Raw genomic sequence first — 17,661 nt, 5'->3', positions numbered from 1 at the left:
ACCCACTGGGTACTATTGCAGGCATGGCAGACTCAACGTTCGACATCGTCAGCAAGGTAGACCCGATGGAGGTCGACAACGCCCTCAACCAGGCGCACAAAGAGGTCGCACAGCGCTACGATTTCAAGAATGTCGGCGCCTCGATCGAGATGAGCGGCGAAAAGGTGCTCCTGAAGGCCAACTCCGAGGAGCGCGTCAAGGCTATCCTCGAGGTCTTCGAATCCAAGCTGATCAAGCGCGGCATCTCCCTGCGCAGCCTGGACGCTGGTAATCCCTTCGCCTCGGGCAAGGAGTTTCGGATCGAGGCCTCGATGAAGGCAGGGATCGACCAGGAAAATGCGAAGAAGATCAATAAGATCATCCGCGACGAGGGCCCCAAGGGCGTCAAGAGCCAGATCCAGGGCGACGAGCTGCGGGTCAGCTCGAAGAGCCGCGACGACCTGCAGGCCACCATGGCCCTGCTCAAGGGCAAAGACCTCGACGTGGCCCTGCAGTTCGTCAATTTCCGCTAGGCCCACGCCTGCATTCACCAATTCGACGGAGATTTTGCCGATTTCGCCGCGGAAGTGCCTCAAAGCGTGCTTTTACAGCAGAATCCCCGTCGAATTCGTTAGGGGCGCGTTCGGCTCCGGCGAGGTTCAGGAGAACGCTTCGATCATGCTCAGCACGGCTGGGGTGAGCAGCACGATGAACAGCACCGGCAGAATGCAGAAGATGAGTGGGAAGAGCACCTTGACCGGGATCTTCATCGCCTTCTCTTCGGCGCGCTGACGGCGGCGCAGGCGCATTTCCCCGGCCTGCACCCGGAGCACGTCCGCGATCGCGATGCCGTAGGTGTCGGCCTGGATGACCGACCGGGTGAACCGGCGCAGGTCCGATGACGAGGTGCGGTCGCCGAGCGCCTGATAGGCGTGCGTTCGGGTGCGGCCGATGCTCATGTCCTGCAGGGTGCGGATGAATTCCTCCGCGAGCGGCCCCTTGCCGTTCGTCGCCGCCTTGGCCATGGCGGCCTCGAAGCCGAGGCCGGCCTCCACGGCGATCGTCATCTGGTCAAGGGTGTCGGCCAGGGCGTTCTGGATCTTCTCCTGCCGTTCCTGCCCGCGGCTGATCAGGAGAAGGTCGGGCACGAAGAAGCACAGAACCACAAGGAGCGCACCGAGCACGAATCGCGTCGGGACCGGGTCCCCGCTGATCCACAGGAGCGCCAGGAGCGCACCGGCCGTGCCCGCGAGCGGCTTGGCGATGAGGATCTTGTCGATGGTCCAGGCCGGGGGCCGACCGGCGAGCGCCAGCCTGCGGTCGAGCATCCCGAGGTACCCTCGGGGAGCCAGTTCGCGCATCGTTCGACCCCGTCTGACGCGCGTTGCGGTCGTCCCGACGAGGTTTAGACCTGCATCCCCGAGGTCGGTGATCGGCTTGCCAGCGCGACCGCCGACGAGGATGCCGACCAGGACCGCGAATCCGCCGGCAACGGCCAGCGAGGCAAGCATTGCGATGAGTGAAGGCACTGGATTCTCCTAGAACTTGACCTTGACGACGGCCATCATCCACAATGAGCCGGCGACGAGCAGGATGGCGGCGACGACCAGGGCGGCGATGCCCCAGATGCTGCCGAAGAAGCCGGCGAAGTAGTTCGGCTGCGTCAGCAGCAGAAACGTGAACACCCCGATCGGCAAGAGGATCAGCACCCAGGCTGACATCTTTCCCTCGGCGGCGAGCGACTTCACCTGGCGACGGATCTCGTTGCGTTCCCGGATGGTGTGGCCCACCCGGTCGAGCACCTCGGACAGGTTGCCGCCGACCTCACGGTTGACGGCGATCGCCTGCGCCACCCACTGGAAGTCCTCGCTCCGCATCCGGGTGGCGGTGTTGTCGAGCGCATCACCGAGGTCCCGGCCGATGCGAGTCTCATTCACGACCCGAGCCAACTCGTCCGCCGACGGCGACGGCGTCTCCTGGGAGGCCGCGTCCACCGCCCGCAGCAGGCTGTGACCGGCCCGCAGGCCGCCGGCCAGAAGCGCAAGGGTTTCGTCGAGCTGTTCCGCGAACTTTGCGCGACGCTGCCCAGCCCGCACGTGAAGAAACGCCTTCGCGCCGATCGGGCCGAGCGCCGCGAAGGTCGCCAGGAGCGGTATCGCCCAGAAGGTGCCGTTTCCCAAGAGCAGGCCGGTCAGGGCCAGCACGGTCGACGTCGAGAGCACCATGAGCACGAAGCCGGACGGCTGCATCCGGATGCTGGCCTGTTCCAGTTCCTCCGCGGTGAACGGCGCGCGGCCGCGACGAAGGATCGCCCCCTCGATGGCCTCGACCGTGCGGTCGGTCACCCGGGTGAGGGTCGACGTGTCCACCGCACCCGGCGCTCGACGGCGTTCCAGCGGCACCCGGGGCCGTGGTGGTGCGATCACCAGGAAGACGATCACGAACAGGGCGATCAGCGCGGCGGCGATTCCTCCGTAGAGGGCCAGCTCATTCATCTCTGGCTCCGGGTGACGAGGTTGGCCTGGAACACGCTCGGGGACAACGGAATTCCGAGGTCCCGGAATTTGTCGGCGAACCGGGGCCGCACCCCGGTCGCCACCGCGTGGCCGAGCAGGCGTCCGGCCTCGTCGACGCCGGCACTGTAGTCGAAGACGAAGGCGTCCTGCAGGGTGACGATGTCACCCTCCATGCCTTGGACCTCCGTCACGTGCGTGACCCGACGGGTGCCGTCCTTGAGTCTGGTGATCTGGATGATCACATCGATCGCCGACGAGATCTGCTCTCGGATGGCGCGCAGCGGCAGGTCCATTCCGGCCATCAGCACGAGGGTTTCGAGCCGGGCGATCGCGTCGCGCGGCGAGTTCGAGTGAACGGTCGAGATCGATCCCTCGTGCCCGGTGTTCATCGCCTGCAGCATGTCCAGGCTCTCGCCACCGCGGCACTCGCCGATCACGATTCGGTCCGGCCGCATCCGGAGGGAGTTGCGCACGAGGTCACGGATGGTGACCTCGCCTTTACCCTCGATGTTGGCCGGCCGGGATTCCAGCCGGATCACATGGTCCTGCTGCAGCTGCAGCTCCACCGCGTCCTCGATGGTGATGATGCGCTCATTGGAGGGGATATAGGCGGAGAGCACGTTGAGCAGCGTCGTCTTCCCGGTTCCGGTGCCACCGGAGACGATGATGTTGAGTTTGGCCTTCACGCAGGCATCCAGCACCTGGGCCATCTCGGCGCTCAGCGTGCCGAAGCCGACCAGGTCGTTCACGGTGAAAGGTTCGCGCGCGAACTTGCGGATCGTGAGCGAGGAGCCGTCGACCGCGAGCGGCGGGATGATCGCGTTCACCCGCGAGCCGTCGGCGAGGCGCGCGTCCACCAGCGGCGACGACTCGTCGATGCGGCGCCCGACCTTCGACACTATGCGCTCGATCACCCGGCGCAGCTGGGCCTCGCTGGTGAAGCGGGCAGCGCTGCGGCTGAGCTGGCCGTCACGCTCGACGAAGATCTGCTCGTGGCCGTTGACCATGATCTCGGTCACGCCGACGTCGGCGAGCAGTGCCTCCAGCGGGCCGAACCCGAGCACGTCGGCACCGATCTCGGCGATCAGCCGGGTGCGCTCCTCCGGACTGAGCGGAACCTGTTCGGCGGCGACGATGCTGCCGAGTTCGGCCCTGGCATACGAGTGCAGCTGTTCCTCACTCAGGCTCGGGTCGTTCAGGCGCGTGCCGATACGGCCGAAGAGTTCCTGTGCCGCCCGTTCCTTGAGTTCTGCCAGTGGGTCAAGCGGCGGCGCCGGGATGGGCGCGGGTTCCGGAGCGGGAGCCTCTGCCTCCGGTGCAGCTGTGGCCTCGGTGGAGGGTTGAAGGGCAAAGTCCGTCACCGCCCTCGATGCAGAGAGGTTGCCGTTGCCGGTCTTCTTGTCGAGCTTGTGCAGTGGACCATCGCGGCGTGCCGCCTCCACTCGGTCGGTCAGTTTCATGCGACAACCACCCTTCGATGCAAGCGACCGCGTTTGAGTGACGCGCTGGGGTCGAATCGGCGCACCAAGTCCGTGAGGGCAGCCGACGCTGGATTTTTCTTTCCGTTCTGGAGCAGCGGAATGCCACGATTCGTGGACAGCGTCACCAGGCTCGATCGGGGAACGGCGACGTCCACCGGCACACCGATCGTTGCCTCGACGTCCTTCACGCTCAGCCCGCTCACCCGGTCGGCGAAGTTCAACACGACATGACGGGCCGGCGGCATGATGCCGATGGTGGCGAGAACGGCGAGCTCCTTGCGCAGGCCGCGCGCACCCGGCACGGACATGTCGCAGAGGAATACGGCGTCTGTGGCAGCCTCGAGGGCGGCCAACGCGTGTTCACCCAGGCCGGGCGCCGTGTCGATGATCACGAACCGAAAGATCCCGGCGAGTTGGCGAATCAGGTGACCGAGCTGCTCGCCGGTGACCCGGTCCCCGTCGGCCGGCGACTCCGCGCCGCACACGACGTAGTAGCCGTCCGGATGCGGGGTGAGGTAGGCCTTGAGCACCATGGCGTCGTTGGCCGCGACGGCGGTGACGGCATCGGGCAGGAAGCGTCCGGGTGTCAGCGACAGGGCCATGGCCACGTCCCCGAACTGCACATCGGCGTCGACGAGCACCACCGACAGCGGGGCGAGCTTGGCGAGGCCGACGGCCAGGTTGGTCGCGATCGTCGTCTTGCCGACACCGCCCTTGGCGGCCACCACCGCGATGGTCTGGCGCGGGATGACCTCCGGCTCCGGAGTCTCCTCGGTCGTGGGCGGATCGAGGGTGGGGGGTTCGAGGGTGGACGGTTCCTGCTCATCGGCTGCCGACCGGTCGTCGAGTGCGGTGACATCCGCTAGCCCGATCTCGCCCGGGTTGCCATCCCGGGCTTCGTCGCCGGGTCCGACGGCCGAGGCCGTCTGCGCTACCGACTCCAGCACCCCGTCACGCCAGGGGCTCAGTCGTGGGCGGCTCATTGGAACACGACGCTTCCGTCGACGACCGCTGAACCGGTCTCATCAGCCGTCTTCGGCTCGATGGTGAGCCACACGCTGCCGAATTCCTTGCCCCAAACCAACTTCTGGATATCTGCGGTCGGCCGAGCGAGAGTGACCATGACGGTCTCGGCTGCCTCGGCTGCCGCGTCCGCTCCGTCGGCAGGGGGCGTACTGGTTCCCTCGCGTACCGCGGTGACGAGCACCTTGTGGAAGACCTGCCGGCTGATTGGCGTGTCTTCGGCGCCGTCAGCGCCCTTGATGGTGGCGGAAATCACGACGCCGACGGTGTCGCCCGGCTTGATCGTGCCGCCGACCACCCGCTCGACGGGAAGGGCGATGCTGACCGCCTGCATTCCCTCCGGCAGTGCGACGTCTCCGCTGGCCGCCCGCGTGGCGGGCGTCACCCAGCGAGACTCGAGCAGCTGCTCGCCGGGCATCAGTGCGGTGTCCGCCACCAGGCCCTCCAGGTCGCTCAGCTTCGTCACCCGGCCCGGCACCGCGGCGAGGGCCGGGATCTGCTTCGCGGTGATGAGGTCGGTGATCGCGCTCGCCTCGGTGCCGGCTGGGATCTCATCGGCGACCAGGTAGACCGATACGAACTCGGCGCCGTCGGCTGCTCGCGCGTCGGCGCTGTTCACGTAACCGGTGAGCACGACGGTGCCAACGATGGCCAGAACGATCGCGAGGATCGCGCCAATGAGTCGGGTTTTCATTGCAGCTCCTACTTGATTAGGTTGACGCTGGTTGCGTTGAGTTGAGGCCCGCCCAGTCCGAACGCCCCGTCGATGGAGACCCATTTATTGAAGTAGCCCTGGATGCCGTTCCAGTTATTGCTCTTGTCGCTTTCATCGCAGGGTTTAGGGGCCTTGGGGTCCTTGGGAGCCTTGGGAGCTGTTGGGGCTGCGGCGGGGCAGAGCGGGGCCAGTGGATCGAGGACCTTGGTGGACGGGAAGTTCCAGCCGGTGATGGTGAACCCGGCAAAGGCGAAGATGCGATACTCGGCGTTGGTTCCCGTGCCACGAACGCGGTCATAGATCGGCACCAGCACCGTCGTGCCCTTGAGGCTTTCCAGCTTCGACTTGCAGTCGGTGTTCACACTCCCGCCGGCGTCGCTGCCCACCCAGAGCTGCCCGGCCGCGTCAAGGTTGAGACTCAAGTTGACGATCGCCACGCAGGCGTTGGCGTTGTCAAGCCAACCAAATCCCCCGGGGATGACTTCCGCTGAGGGAGCGTGCTTGCAGATCTTGTTGGTGTCGGTGCGGATGGTCACATGTTTGCCCGACGCCGCCAACGACTCCTGAAACTCGCACCAGGACAGCGCGAGCGCGAGCACGGGGCCGGACCCCGGGCCGCCCCACTGCGCCGTGGCGGTCGCGCCCACGGTCGTAGGGTCGATGCCGATGAACCGGGCGAAGGGGTGACTGATGGCCCCTGCATTGGTGCCGGCGACGCGGGTGCTGTCGGAGACCGTCACGGTCTTGTTAGCCATGCTGATGCTCGGTGCCAGCACGTTGGCGGCGCCGTCATTCGCGTTGTCGTTGGTGAAGCGCGCGGCGGCGCCGGCCGGATCGGTGCAGACACCGTCCTGGCAATCGCGGGCGATGGCGAGGGCAGCGGCATCCGCGCCGTTCTGAAGCTGTGCGCGCTCCGCGTAGAGGGCCCCGACATCGACTGCAATCGCCACGAACCCCAGCAGAGGCACGAGCAGGATACCGACCATCACAGCGCTCGCACCGCGCTCGGAACGAAGCCCACGATTCAACCACCGCATAGCATGACTCCTTTGCCGGTCAGGGGAAGCGTGGTGCCGAAATAACCGGTCAGAAGTGACACGCTGTAGGTGATGGTGACCGTGACGGCCTGGTTGGCGGCACACGCCGCGGGCGTGATCGAGATCTGGCCGCCCGACATGCTCGGGCTGATTGACGGGGCGGCGGCGATGGCCGCGGCCTTAGCCGTCGACTGACTGTCGTGAATCGCCATGTTCCTGGCGCCCTCGCGGGCCGCATTGGACAGCGAAATCTGAATGTTGTAGAGCCGGCTGAACTCGATGAGGCCGAGCACCAGCAGCAGGAGAATGGGCAGCACGAGCGCGAACTCCACGGCGGCAGCGCCGCGTTCGCCTCGTCGATGGAGGAAACGCATCATTTGGTGGCCCCTTCGGGTAGGCCTGGCGTTGCGGGTGAAAGTCGGGGGTGAGTGCGGGCGGCGGCGGCTCGCCTTGGCAAGCCGCCGCCGGCGCACGGGGTTCTGGCGGTCAGTCTCCGCCGGGCTCGCGTCGGTTAGCCGGGGGTGCCGCCGAGGTCGACCGCAACGCCATTGAACATCCCCGTCAGGGCGAGGCCGATTGCGCCGACAGCGCCGATGATGACGACGGCGATGAGCGAGACCATGAGGCCGTACTCCACTGCGGTGGCGCCCTCTTCGTCGGTGCGCAGGCTGTTCATGAGGGCCTGAATTTTGGTGTAGAACTTCATCTCGGGTTTTCCGTTCTGTGTGGGCCGGCCAGGTCGGCCGAGCGAATGACCACAAGCTACGTTCGTCGAGAAAACCTCACTACGCCCCAAAAAGGGGGGTCCCTGTCGTAGGGGTAGCTGAATGAGCGCTAGATGAAATCCGAAAGCGGCATGACAATGACTCGCGACGTGGGCTTGTCGCGAGCGAGGCCGTCATTCGGGTTCGGGCCGGTCAGTTCGAGTGGCTCAGGGAATCGCGCGGGAGGTGTCTCCGGGCGCGCCGCGGGCAGGAAGATTCGGGTACACAGGTACTCCTCGGGTGAAGCGAACTCGCCGTAGGGTCGGTGACAGCGTCACCGTAGCCCCGTTTCAGCGAACGTCCTGGCCCCCGCCGGGGGGGAAAATTCAGGCAAACAGCACGCCCAGGAAGGCCCCGGCGAGCATGGACGGCCCGAACGGGATGGAGCCCCGCAGGGTCACCCGGCGAAGCGTCAGGGCAACCAACGAGACCAGGCCGCCGATCAGGAAGGCGCCGAAAGCACCGACGAGAAACGGGGTCCAGCCCAGGTAGCCGAGCGCAAGGCCGATCACGGCGGCCAGCTTCACGTCGCCCATGCCAATGCCGCCGGGCGAGATCAGGGCGAGCACGAGATAGAACGCGAACAGCGCGGCACCCCCAAGGAAGGCCCCGAGCAGGGCCTGCCAGGCCCCGGCTGCCGCCGCCGCGAGCGTCAACAGTATCGGCAGCACGATCAGCGAGGGGTAGACCAACGCGTTCGGCAGACGCTTCTCGTTGATGTCGACGACGCTGAGCACCACGGCAATCAGTGCCAGGTACAGATACGCCGGCAGCTCCCACCCGACCCCGAACTCCCACACGACCAGGGCGACCAGCAGGCCGGTCGACACGGTCACCGCGGCACGCACCGGCCAGGCGAAGCGGCGGCGGATGCGCAGCATCCGTTCGGCAATCCCGGTCAGGAAAACCCCGAGTGCGGCGCCGACCAGACCGGCGACAATCGACAGCCAGGGCGCCACGCGCGTCTACCTCACGCCGCGGGAAATCGTGACCATCTCGTCGCGGGGAACGACCTTGACCCGCACGCGACCCTCGTCGGAGCCGAGCGCGAGCTCGTGCTGATCGAGCCGGTGCCAGCCGTCGAGGTTCGTGTATTGCACCCCTCGCTCGTCGAGCAGGTCCACGATGCTCTGCTCCGAGGGCGAATCCGGGCGCCACCAGTTGCCGAGGTCGTTGATCAGGTGCCGCACGGTCTCCATGGCGTCGGACTTCGTGTGCCCGATCAGCCCGACCGGTCCGCGTTTGATCCACCCGGTCGCGTAGACGCCGTACAGCTGCGTGTTGGCGCTCTTCGATCCGAACGATGGGTCGCCCTTCCAGAGAACCTGCCCCTCCCGGTTGGGGATCACGCCGTGCTTCCTGTCGAAGGGAACGCCCGGCAGCGGCGACCCGAAGTAACCCACGGCGCGGTAGACGGCCTGGATCGGGAGCTGGCGGATCTCGCCGGTGCCGACGACGCCGCCCTGCCCGTCGGGGGTGGTGCGTTCGTAACGGATGGCGCCGACCCGGCCCTCGCCGTCGTTGACGATCTCTACGGGCTTGGCGAAGAAGTGCAGGTGCAGGCGGCGGCTGGCCGTGCCGGCCGGGCGCTCCCGCCACTTGTTCAAAACCTTGTCGATCACGAAGACCTGCTTGTTGCTGGCCACGGCGTCCCGCGCGGCATCGTCGTAGTCGAAGTCCTCGTCGTAGAGGACGATGTCCACATCGGGCAGGTCGCCGAGTTCCCGCAGCTCCAGCGGGGTGAACTTCACGGAGGTCGGTCCACGGCGGCCGAACACGTGCACATCCGTCACCGGCGATGCCTTGAGTCCCTCGTAGACGTTCGTCGGAATCTCGGTGCTCAGCAGGTCGTCGGCGTGCTTGGCGAGCATACGTGCGACGTCGAGCGCCACGTTGCCGTTGCCGATGACGGCAACCTCCTGGCTCTCCAGCGGCCAGGAGCGCGGCACGTCGGGGTGCCCGTCGAACCAGCTCACGAACCGGGCGGCCCCGTAGGACCCGTCCAGGTCGATGCCCGGGATGTCCAGGTCGGCGTCGCGCACGGCCCCGGTCGCGAAGATGACGGCGTTGTAGTGCTTCTTCAGATCGTCGAGGGTGATGTCGATACCGAACCGCACGTTGCCGAAGACGCGGATGTCGCCGCGGTCGAGCACATCGCGCAGGGCCGTGATGATGCCCTTGATCCGGGGGTGGTCCGGGGCGACGCCGTAGCGCACAAGCCCGTAGGGTGCCGGCAGGTGGTCGAACAGGTCGATCGAAACCTCGAAGTTCCGTTCCGCCTTGAGCAAGATGTCGGCGGCGTAGATACCCGCAGGTCCCGCGCCGACAATGGCCAATCGCAACTTGGTCATGGAAGCCTTTCTAGCTTGATCGTCTAACTGGATCGTTCAACGATCGTGTCGGCGAAACGGGTGAGGGCCTTCTTGACCGAGCCGTCCGGCAGCGGGGCGAGGGCTTCGACCGCGTCATGCGCCCAGCCGTGCGCCTCGGCGAGGGTCTGCCCGGTCACGTCGTGCTCGCGCAGCGCGGTGATCGCGGAGTCCGCCGCAGCGGTCGCGACGCCGTTGCTGGCCATCACGTCGCGTTCGAGGCGTTCGAGCAGGGCGGCGGCGTCGGCGTCGTGCGGGGCGCGCTCGCGCAGGCGCAGCAGCGGGAGGGTGGCCACCCCGGCGCGCAGGTCGGTGCCGGGCACCTTGCCGGTCTCCTCCGGCTGCGGGGAGAGATCGAGCACATCGTCGATGAGTTGGAAGGCGACGCCGATCTTCTCGCCGAACGCGATCACCGGCTTTTCGAACTCGGAGGGGGCGTCGGAGAAGATGATGCCCGCCTGGGCGGCCGCCGCGATCAGCGACCCGGTCTTGTCGGCGAGCACCTGGATGTAGTGCTCCACGGGGTCCTGGCCGGGCTGCGCACCGACGGTCTCGTGTAGTTGGCCGAGCACGAGGCGCTCGAAGGTGTCGGCCTGCAAACGGATGGCCCGTTCGCCCAGCCGTGCCATCAGCTGGTTGGCGCGGGCGAAGAGCAGATCCCCGGTCAGGATCGCCACCGAGTTGCCCCACACGGTCTGCGCGCTCGGCACCCCGCGGCGTTTGTCCGAGTCGTCCATCACATCGTCGTGGTAGAGCGAGGCCAGGTGGGTGATCTCGATCGCGGTGGCCGCGGTGATGACGTCCGCGTGGTTGCCGCTGCCGAGGTGGGCGGTGAGTAGCGCCAGCATGGGGCGCACGCGCTTGCCGCCCGCGTTGAGCAGGTAGCGGCTGGTGACGTTCGCGATCTCGTCGGCAAAGGTCACTTCGGCGAGCAGACTGGCCTCGACCTGGTCGATTCCCCCGTCGATGCCCGCGGCGAGGCCACGGTCCTGGGCGGTCGAGAAAATGCGATCGCTGAGGCCGAGCTGGCTCGTCACGGATGAGCCGCGACGGAACAGGGGCATGCTCGGTTTCACTCTGTCAGCCTAACGATCGGATCTGGGAGGATTCAAGACGGTGCGTTTGACGCATCCGTCGGCTTGATGCCGCGATGCAGTGCCACGATACCCAAGGTCAGGTTGCGGTAGGCGACGGCGTCGAAGCCCGCCTCCCGCAGCCAGGCACTGAGGGTCTGCTGATTCGGCCAGGCCGCGATCGACTCGCCCAGATAGTCGTACGCCTCCGCGTTGGAGGACGCGAGCTTTACGATCATCGGCATCACGCGAGTGAGGTAGGCGAAGTAGCCCAGCCGGATCGGTGCGAACGGCGGCGTGGAGAACTCGCAGATCACGACGCGCCCCCCAGGCTTGGTCACCCGGTAGAACTCGGCCAGGGCCTTCTTGGGCTCGACCACGTTGCGCAGGCCGAACGAGATGGTCACGGCGTCGAACTCGTTGTCGGCGAACGGCAGCGCGGTGGCATCGGCCTGAACGAACTCGACCTGCGGATTGTCCGCGTGGCGTGAACGGCCGACCGCGATCATGCCCTCCGAGAAGTCGGCGGCCACAACGTGCGCGCCCGTCTTCGTCAGCGCGACGCTGGACGTGCCCGTTCCGGCGGCGATGTCGAGGATGCGTTCGCCGCGCCGGGGGTTCACGGCGCGGGTCGCGGCCATCCGCCACAGGGCCGCGTTCCCTACCGAGAGAACGGCATTCGTGCGGTCATAATGGGTGGAGACCTGATCGAACATGGCAGCGACCTGCTCGGGCTGCTTATTGAGGTCTGCTCTACTCACTCCCACAGTCTAGATTGCCCGCGGACACGCCGGGCTCTCCACAGCCTCTGGCATAGGCTATGCAGGTGAATGCTCAGGCTCTAACGGTTGAAACCACCCCCATCGCCGACATCCGCCAACTGATTCTTCTGCTCGACACCCGAGCACCGCTGCTCTGGATGCGGCGCAACCAGGGTCTGGCCGGCATCGGCACGGCCCTGCGGCTCGAGTTCTCCGGAGCGACCCGGCTGACGGATGCCGCCACCGCCTGGCGCGACGTCGCGGCCGCCGCCACCGTGTCCGACCCGATCGAAAGCACCGGCACGGGCCTGCTCGCTTTCGGAGCCTTCGCCTTCGACGCCTCCTCGGCCCAGACCAGCGTGCTGATCGTGCCGCAGGTCGTCATCGGGCGCGACAACGGCCGATGCTGGGTGACGCGCATCTGGCCGACCGGCACCACGCCGCCGGAGATTCCCCTGGCTCGCCGTCCTCTCGGCACCGAATACCGCATCTCCCTGCTGCCGGGCGCGCTGCCGCCCGCCGGGTACCGCGACGCGGTCGGCGAAGCCGTGTCCCGCATCGCCTCCGGAGACCTCAACAAGGTCGTGCTGGCCCGCGACTTGGTCGGGCGGCTGCCGGCGGAATCCGACCTGCGCCGCGCCGTCAGCGAGCTGGCGCTGGGCTACCCCGACTGCTGGACCTACGCGGTCGACGGCCTCGTCGGCTCCAGCCCGGAGACCCTCATCCGCGCCGACCACGGGGAGGTCAACGCCCGCGTGCTCGCCGGCACGATGTCGCGGGGCGCGGATGCCGCCTCCGACCTGGAGGCAGCCCTCCAGCTGGCCACCTCCGCCAAAGACGGCGACGAACACGCCTTCGCGGTGCAGAGCGTGCTGGCCTCGCTCCGCCCGCACACCTCTCACCTCATCACCAGCGAGATCCCGTTCACCGTGAAGCTGCCGAACCTCTGGCACCTGGCAACGGATGTCGAGGGCACCCTGAGCGACGGATCGAACTCGCTCGACCTGATCGCCGCCATGCACCCGACGGCCGCGGTCGCCGGCACGCCCACCGGGACGGCGCTCGCCCTGATCCGCGAACTCGAGCCGTTTGACCGGGGCCGTTACGCGGGCCCGGTCGGCTGGGTCGGCGCCGACGGCGACGGCGAGTGGGCAATCGCCCTGCGCTGCGCCCAGGTCAGCCCCGCCGGCAGCGTCACGGCCTACGCCGGCTGCGGCATCGTGCTGGACTCCGAGCCCGAGCGCGAGCTCGCCGAAACCCGCATGAAGTTCCGCCCCGTCGTGGAGGCCTTCGGCTGAGAAGCCTCCGCAGACTCCGCGCAGCGAGGATCCCCGCTCCGGGCGAGAGTGCCCGCTCCGCGGGCCACTCTCGACCGAACGAACACACTCAGGTCGCGGCGAGGCGGGCCTTCTCGACCTCGACGTCGAAGGTCGCGGACGGCCAGGTCAGGTCGAGACGCTGCAGGGCGTCGATCAACAGGTGCTGCACGGCCAGGCGGGCGTACCACTTCTTCTCGGCCGGCACTACGAACCAGGGCGCGGCAACGGTCGACGTGCGTTCGAGGGCGAGCTGGTACGCCTCCTGGTAGGCGGCCCACTGCATGCGTTCCTCGATGTCGCCCGGGTTGTACTTCCAGTGCTTGTCCGCGCGTTCCAGCCGCTCGGCCAGGCGCTCCTTCTGGTCGTCGGAGCCGATGTGCAACATGACCTTGACGATCGTCGTGCCGGCGTCGACGAGTTCCTGCTCGAACCGGGTGATCAGGCCGTAGCGCTCCTCGATCTCCGCCGCCGGGGCCAGCGCGCGTACGCGGCCGACCAGCACATCCTCATAGTGTGAACGGTCGAAGACCCCGATCAAGCCGGCGTCGGGCAGCCGTTTGCGCACCCGCCAGAGGAAGTCGTGGGACCGTTCCACCTCCGTGGGCGCCTTGAACGCGTACAGACGGATGCCCTGGGGGTCGACAGCGCCGACGACGTGGCGCACGATGCCGCCTTTGCCGGCCGTGTCCATGGCCTGCAGCACGAGGAGCACGCGGCGCGGGTCGCCGGACCGGCTGTTCGCGAAGAGCATCTCCTGCAGGTCCGACAGCACGCCGGCCCCGGAGGCCAGCGCTTCATCTGCGCTGTCCTTCTCCACCCCGTCGAAGCCGGGCGTCGAGGCGGGGTCCACGCCCGCGAGCCGGAACCCCGGCGTCACCCGCAGCAACGCCCTCGGTTCCCCGGCCCAGAATTCCTGCTCACTGCGTTCAGCCACGGTGCACCCTTCGTTGCAGAATCAGTGTCCCGCAGACGCCCCGGCAAACCTAGCGAACCAGCGGAACCTCGAGGATGCTCGGCCCCGCATGCGGCGCGGTCAGCGCGCGCTCGAGGTCACTTCGGGTGGCCGCCAGACCGTATGACCAGCCGTAGGCGGCGGCGAGGTTGGCGACGTCGGCCTGCTGCGGGGTGAAGAGAACCCGGTTGATGGCGTCGGCGCGGGCGGATGCCGCCACCTCCAGACCGTCGAAAATGGTGCCGCCGCCGTCGTTGCCGACGATGATCTGGAGCCGCGGCAGCGCCTCCCCCGGGGTGAGCAAGAGCGACCCGACATCGTGCAGCAGGGTGAGGTCGCCGACCACCAGGCGGGTGACGCCGGTGGACTGCGGCGTCGGACCGGTCTGGCTGGCCAGGGCGATGCCGACGGCCGTGGCGACCGTGCCGTCGATGCCGGCCAGGCCGCGGTTGGAGTGCACGGAGATCTTCTTGCCGGGAACGCGGCGGTCGGCCACCCGCACCAACCGGGAGGCACCGAAAACGAGACGGTCGTGCGGCCAGGAGGCGCGCCAGACGGCGTCCACGAGCATGGGCCGGGTGACCGGCGCGCGCATGGCGGCCAGCTCTTCGCGGGTGATTCCGCGATCACCGATCGGGATCGATTCGCGGGCGGCTCCCGCGGCCAACAGGTGCCGGCTGGACATCACCCAGCGGCCCAGCCATTCCCGCCCCTCGGGGCTGCCGGCCGCTGCGATGGCCACGGCGTCTGGGGCGGCGGCACGGGCGAATACGCGCACCCGGTGTCCGGGGTTGAACCATTCGGTGCCGGTGGGAGCCACCACAATCGTCTCCACACCCTCGCGGACGATCATGGCAGGCACCTCACGGCTGAGCGTCGGGTGACCGAACACGACAGCGCGCTCGACCCGCCCGCCGAGGTCGGAGGCCAGCAGCAACTCGCGGTAGGCGGAGACGAGGTTCGGGCCGAACCGGGCGCCGCTGCACACCTCGGCCAGCAGCGGCCAGCCGCCGGTACGCGCGAATTCCTCGGCCTCGGGGCCGGCGCCCGTGCCGGCGATGACCACGGTACGCGGTCCGCCCGTGACCGGGAAGACCGGTTCGGTCGGGGAAGCGTCCACGACGGGCGCGGCGAGCACCGCGGCCGACTCGGCGAGTCCGACCGGGCCGGAGATCGCTTCGGGAGTCAGCGCCACCGGCGCCGACAGCGGCTCCCGGAACGCCAGGTTGAGCTGCACCGGGCCCGGATCGAGCGAGGTGGCGCCGGTGGCGGCATCCGTCGCCTGTCTGGCCAGGGCAATGGCGTCGGCGTGCTCGCCGGCCGCACCCTCCGGTGCGGGCGCATCCACGCACAGGCGCGTCGCCACACCGAACAGACCGGGCTGCACGGTGGTCTGGTTCGAACGGATGCCGCGCAGCTCGCTCGGCCGGTCGGCCGTGAGCAGGATCATGGGCACCCCCGAGTGGTGCGCCTCGAGCACCGCGGGGTGGAGGTTCGCCACGGCCGTGCCCGAGGTGCAGACGACCAGCGTCGGCCGGCCAGCCTCGACGGCTAGGCCGAGAGCGAGGAAGCCCGCGCCGCGCTCGTCGAGGCGCACGTGCAGCCGGATCAGCCCGATCCGCTCCAGTTCGGCGGCGGCCAAAGCAAGGGACTGCGACCGGGCGCCCGGGCTGAGAACCAGGTCGCGCACGCCCAGACGCACGAATTCACCCAGGAGAGAGAAGCTGAAGTCTGTGGCCGGGCTACCGCTCGACGCGATGTCAGGCATCCCGCCGGCCAGGCTGATCGCCTTCGCCCGGCTCGGATTTTTTCGGCTCGAACCCGGCCTGGCCGTTCTGGCCGGCCTGACTGCCCTTACTGCCCTGACCGGTCGTGCCGGAGGTTCCTGTCGTGTCGGTGGTTCCTGCCGCACCGAGGTCCCGGGGATCCGGAGCGTCGAGGTCGGCAAGCTCCTGCTCGAGGGCACGGAGTCGTTCCTGGTCGGACGTGGCCCGGTCCAGACCCTTGAGGAAGTCGATGTCGTCGTCGGGGGCGAACGATCGCACGATCTTACCCGTGCTGGCACGGCCGCGACCGATCAGCAGCCACAGTACCGGCCCGATCACGGGAATGAGCACGATCACGAACATCCACACCCAGCGTGGTAGCCCGCGAACCCGGGATCGTTGCAGGAGCGCGCAATCCACCAACGCATAGACGGTGAGGACGACGACGACGACTCCAAGAGCGAACCACAGGCGAACCATCCCCACAGTGTATGGCTCCCACCCGTGAGATCGGTGAGTGAGCGCACAGCCCGGCGATCTAAACTGTGACCATGAATGTTGTTCCCGCCTGGGTGTCCTATTCGGTCTTCCGCGTGCTCCTGTTCGCCGTTCCGCTCGCCGTGATGCTCTTCCTCCGGATCGAGTGGTGGCTTGCCGCGATCGCCGCCGCTGTGATCGGAGCCTCGCTCTCCTTCATCTTCTTGCGAAAGCCTCGCGAGAAGGTCGCGCTGGGCCTCTACCAGGCGCGGCACCCCGATACGGAGCCGGCGCACCCCGACGCCGTGTCCGAGGATGCTGCCCTCGACCGGGCCGATGCACGGGCGGCCGATGCCGACCTACAGCGCGAACGCGAGAGCCAGTAGCAGCCCGTAGGCCAACGCCGAGACGCTGGTCAGCTTGAGGGCCAGCACCAGTTCGGTCGAGGTCGTCGCCGTCACCGTGATCAACCCGGCCGGCACCGCCAGCAGCAGCACGAAAAACGTCAGCCAGGCCAGCGGGTAGAAGACCGCGAAGAAGGCGACGATCGCGAACGCCAGCAGCAGGAACAGGCAGAACACGACGCGCGACGCCATGCTCCCGATCAGCACCGCGAGCGTGCGTTTGCCGGATGCCCGGTCCGGCTCCAGGTCGCGCAGGTTGTTGACCATCAGCACGGCCATGGCGATCAGGCCGATCCCGACGCCGCTCAGCCAGCTTTCGGTGTTCACGGTGCCGACCTGCACATACGTGGTACCGACGGTGGCCACAAGGCCGAAGAACACGAAGACGAAGACCTCGCCGAGACCGAAGTAGCCATACGGTTTGCGTCCGCCGGTGTAGAACCAGGCCGCAATGATGGCGAGGACACCCACCAGCAGCAGCCACCACTGACCGGTCAGCACCACCAGGGTGAGGCCGGCGAGCGCGGCGAGCGCGAAGAATGCGAGGGCCACCGTGAGTACGGCACGGGGCTGGGCGGATCCGCCGCCGGTCAGCCGGGCCGGGCCGATCCGGTTGGCGTCAGTGCCGCGGATACCGTCGGAATAGTCGTTGGCGTAGTTCACGCCGATCTGCAGGCACAGGGCCACGATCAGGGCGAGCACCGCTCGTACCGGATGGAAGACGCCGGGGCCGCTCACGACGATCGCCGCACCGGTGCCGAGGGCCACCGGTGCGATAGCCAGCGGGAGGGTGCGCAGGCGTGCTCCGGAGACCCAGTCTCCTGCCGTGGCCGGTCCGGTTCGCGCCGGGCCGCGGCCGGCGGGGGCGTTCCGCCGGGCCGGGTTGCCCGACCTCCCGTTCCGGGCCGCCGAAGAGGTCGCTGCCGAGGGATTCAATCGCTGTTGTGAGGGCCTGACCGGCCGCGCTCCGTGTGCCACGCCTTCATAGTACGTGCCGGTGGCTCGGTGGCTCGGTAGCTCGGCAG

19 protein-coding genes are annotated in these 17,661 nt (G+C 67.9%); 3 read left to right on the top strand and 16 right to left on the bottom strand.

Annotated features, from left to right (window positions below; translation table 11 throughout):
* The first annotated feature begins 23 nt into the window (after positions 1 to 23).
* Entirely contained in the window at positions 24 to 512 is a 489-nt protein-coding gene (locus tag E3N86_RS06905) for a YajQ family cyclic di-GMP-binding protein (RefSeq protein ID WP_104100714.1), read from the top strand.
* 126 nt (positions 513 to 638) lie between these two features.
* Here the strand turns inward: E3N86_RS06905 and E3N86_RS06900 are convergent, their stop codons facing one another.
* From E3N86_RS06900 to ubiE, 12 genes are all read right to left on the bottom strand, one after another.
* Entirely contained in the window at positions 639 to 1,508 is an 870-nt protein-coding gene (locus E3N86_RS06900) for a type II secretion system F family protein (RefSeq protein ID WP_241972956.1), read from the bottom strand.
* 9 nt (positions 1,509 to 1,517) lie between these two features.
* Positions 1,518 to 2,474, bottom strand: a complete 957-nt coding sequence (locus tag E3N86_RS06895; protein WP_241972955.1) for a type II secretion system F family protein — start codon at positions 2,472 to 2,474, stop codon at positions 1,518 to 1,520.
* Positions 2,471 to 3,955 (bottom strand): CpaF family protein, encoded by a 1,485-nt coding sequence (locus tag E3N86_RS06890; protein ID WP_134375461.1) that lies wholly within the window; start codon positions 3,953 to 3,955, stop codon positions 2,471 to 2,473. The genes E3N86_RS06895 and E3N86_RS06890 overlap by 4 nt, the downstream gene beginning before the upstream one ends.
* Positions 3,952 to 4,959, bottom strand: a complete 1,008-nt coding sequence (locus E3N86_RS06885) for an AAA family ATPase (protein WP_134511619.1) — start codon at positions 4,957 to 4,959, stop codon at positions 3,952 to 3,954. The genes E3N86_RS06890 and E3N86_RS06885 overlap by 4 nt, the downstream gene beginning before the upstream one ends.
* Positions 4,956 to 5,693, bottom strand: coding sequence for a Flp pilus assembly protein CpaB (gene cpaB, locus E3N86_RS06880; protein WP_166784696.1), 738 nt, complete (start codon positions 5,691 to 5,693; stop codon positions 4,956 to 4,958). Before cpaB ends, E3N86_RS06885 begins: the two co-directional genes overlap by 4 nt.
* Before the next feature lie 8 nt (positions 5,694 to 5,701).
* Positions 5,702 to 6,751 carry a TadE/TadG family type IV pilus assembly protein gene (locus E3N86_RS06875; RefSeq protein WP_134375457.1) on the bottom strand — a complete coding sequence of 350 codons (1,050 nt, stop codon included), beginning with the start codon at positions 6,749 to 6,751 and terminating at the stop codon, positions 5,702 to 5,704.
* Positions 6,739 to 7,128: a TadE/TadG family type IV pilus assembly protein gene (locus tag E3N86_RS06870; RefSeq protein WP_241985969.1), complete on the bottom strand. Its 390-nt coding sequence runs from the start codon at positions 7,126 to 7,128 to the stop codon at positions 6,739 to 6,741. Before E3N86_RS06870 ends, E3N86_RS06875 begins: the two co-directional genes overlap by 13 nt.
* Positions 7,129 to 7,262: 134 nt before the next feature.
* Positions 7,263 to 7,457: a Flp family type IVb pilin gene (locus E3N86_RS06865; protein WP_104100708.1), complete on the bottom strand. Its 195-nt coding sequence runs from the start codon at positions 7,455 to 7,457 to the stop codon at positions 7,263 to 7,265.
* A gap of 384 nt (positions 7,458 to 7,841) precedes the next feature.
* Positions 7,842 to 8,474, bottom strand: a complete 633-nt coding sequence (locus E3N86_RS06860) for an A24 family peptidase (protein ID WP_241980926.1) — start codon at positions 8,472 to 8,474, stop codon at positions 7,842 to 7,844.
* A gap of 6 nt (positions 8,475 to 8,480) precedes the next feature.
* On the bottom strand, positions 8,481 to 9,866 hold the full coding sequence (locus E3N86_RS06855; RefSeq protein WP_104100706.1) for an FAD-dependent oxidoreductase: 1,386 nt from the start codon (positions 9,864 to 9,866) through the stop codon (positions 8,481 to 8,483).
* A 23-nt stretch (positions 9,867 to 9,889) separates the two neighbouring features.
* The gene (locus E3N86_RS06850; protein ID WP_369827960.1) at positions 9,890 to 10,960 is read right to left on the bottom strand and encodes a polyprenyl synthetase family protein; all 1,071 of its coding nucleotides are present in this window, start codon (positions 10,958 to 10,960) and stop codon (positions 9,890 to 9,892) included.
* A gap of 32 nt (positions 10,961 to 10,992) precedes the next feature.
* A complete protein-coding gene (gene ubiE / locus E3N86_RS06845) occupies positions 10,993 to 11,718 on the bottom strand; it encodes a bifunctional demethylmenaquinone methyltransferase/2-methoxy-6-polyprenyl-1,4-benzoquinol methylase UbiE (RefSeq protein WP_104100704.1) in 726 nt (241 codons plus the stop codon).
* Positions 11,719 to 11,783: 65 nt separating this feature from the next.
* Here ubiE and E3N86_RS06840 point away from each other — a divergent pair, with 65 nt between their 5' ends.
* Positions 11,784 to 13,016, top strand: a complete 1,233-nt coding sequence (locus E3N86_RS06840; protein WP_233191371.1) for an isochorismate synthase MenF — start codon at positions 11,784 to 11,786, stop codon at positions 13,014 to 13,016.
* Between the two features lie 88 nt (positions 13,017 to 13,104).
* Here E3N86_RS06840 and E3N86_RS06835 read toward each other — a convergent pair whose 3' ends face one another.
* The 3 genes from E3N86_RS06835 to E3N86_RS06825 are packed head-to-tail and all read right to left on the bottom strand — an operon-like array spanning position 13,105 to position 16,235.
* Positions 13,105 to 13,971, bottom strand: coding sequence for a PPK2 family polyphosphate kinase (locus E3N86_RS06835; protein WP_134375453.1), 867 nt, complete (start codon positions 13,969 to 13,971; stop codon positions 13,105 to 13,107).
* A gap of 49 nt (positions 13,972 to 14,020) precedes the next feature.
* Entirely contained in the window at positions 14,021 to 15,757 is a 1,737-nt protein-coding gene (gene menD, locus E3N86_RS06830; RefSeq protein ID WP_134375451.1) for a 2-succinyl-5-enolpyruvyl-6-hydroxy-3-cyclohexene-1-carboxylic-acid synthase, read from the bottom strand.
* Positions 15,750 to 16,235, bottom strand: a complete 486-nt coding sequence (locus E3N86_RS06825; RefSeq protein WP_134375449.1) for a PLD nuclease N-terminal domain-containing protein — start codon at positions 16,233 to 16,235, stop codon at positions 15,750 to 15,752. Before E3N86_RS06825 ends, menD begins: the two co-directional genes overlap by 8 nt.
* Before the next feature lie 71 nt (positions 16,236 to 16,306).
* Between E3N86_RS06825 and E3N86_RS06820 the strand changes: the two genes are divergently transcribed.
* Positions 16,307 to 16,618 carry a DUF4229 domain-containing protein gene (locus E3N86_RS06820; protein WP_134375447.1) on the top strand — a complete coding sequence of 104 codons (312 nt, stop codon included), beginning with the start codon at positions 16,307 to 16,309 and terminating at the stop codon, positions 16,616 to 16,618.
* On the opposite strand, the gene E3N86_RS06815 is transcribed toward E3N86_RS06820, so the two are convergent.
* Entirely contained in the window at positions 16,592 to 17,572 is a 981-nt protein-coding gene (locus E3N86_RS06815) for a 1,4-dihydroxy-2-naphthoate polyprenyltransferase (RefSeq protein WP_134375445.1), read from the bottom strand. The genes E3N86_RS06820 and E3N86_RS06815 overlap by 27 nt on opposite strands.
* Between the last annotated feature and the right edge of the window lie 89 nt (positions 17,573 to 17,661).

The organism is Cryobacterium sp. Hz7, from assembly GCF_004402815.1.
Taxonomy (GTDB): domain Bacteria; phylum Actinomycetota; class Actinomycetes; order Actinomycetales; family Microbacteriaceae; genus Cryobacterium; species Cryobacterium sandaracinum.
The sequence above is the reverse complement of the archived record's forward strand: the minus strand, read 5'-3'. Positions and strand labels throughout refer to the sequence as shown.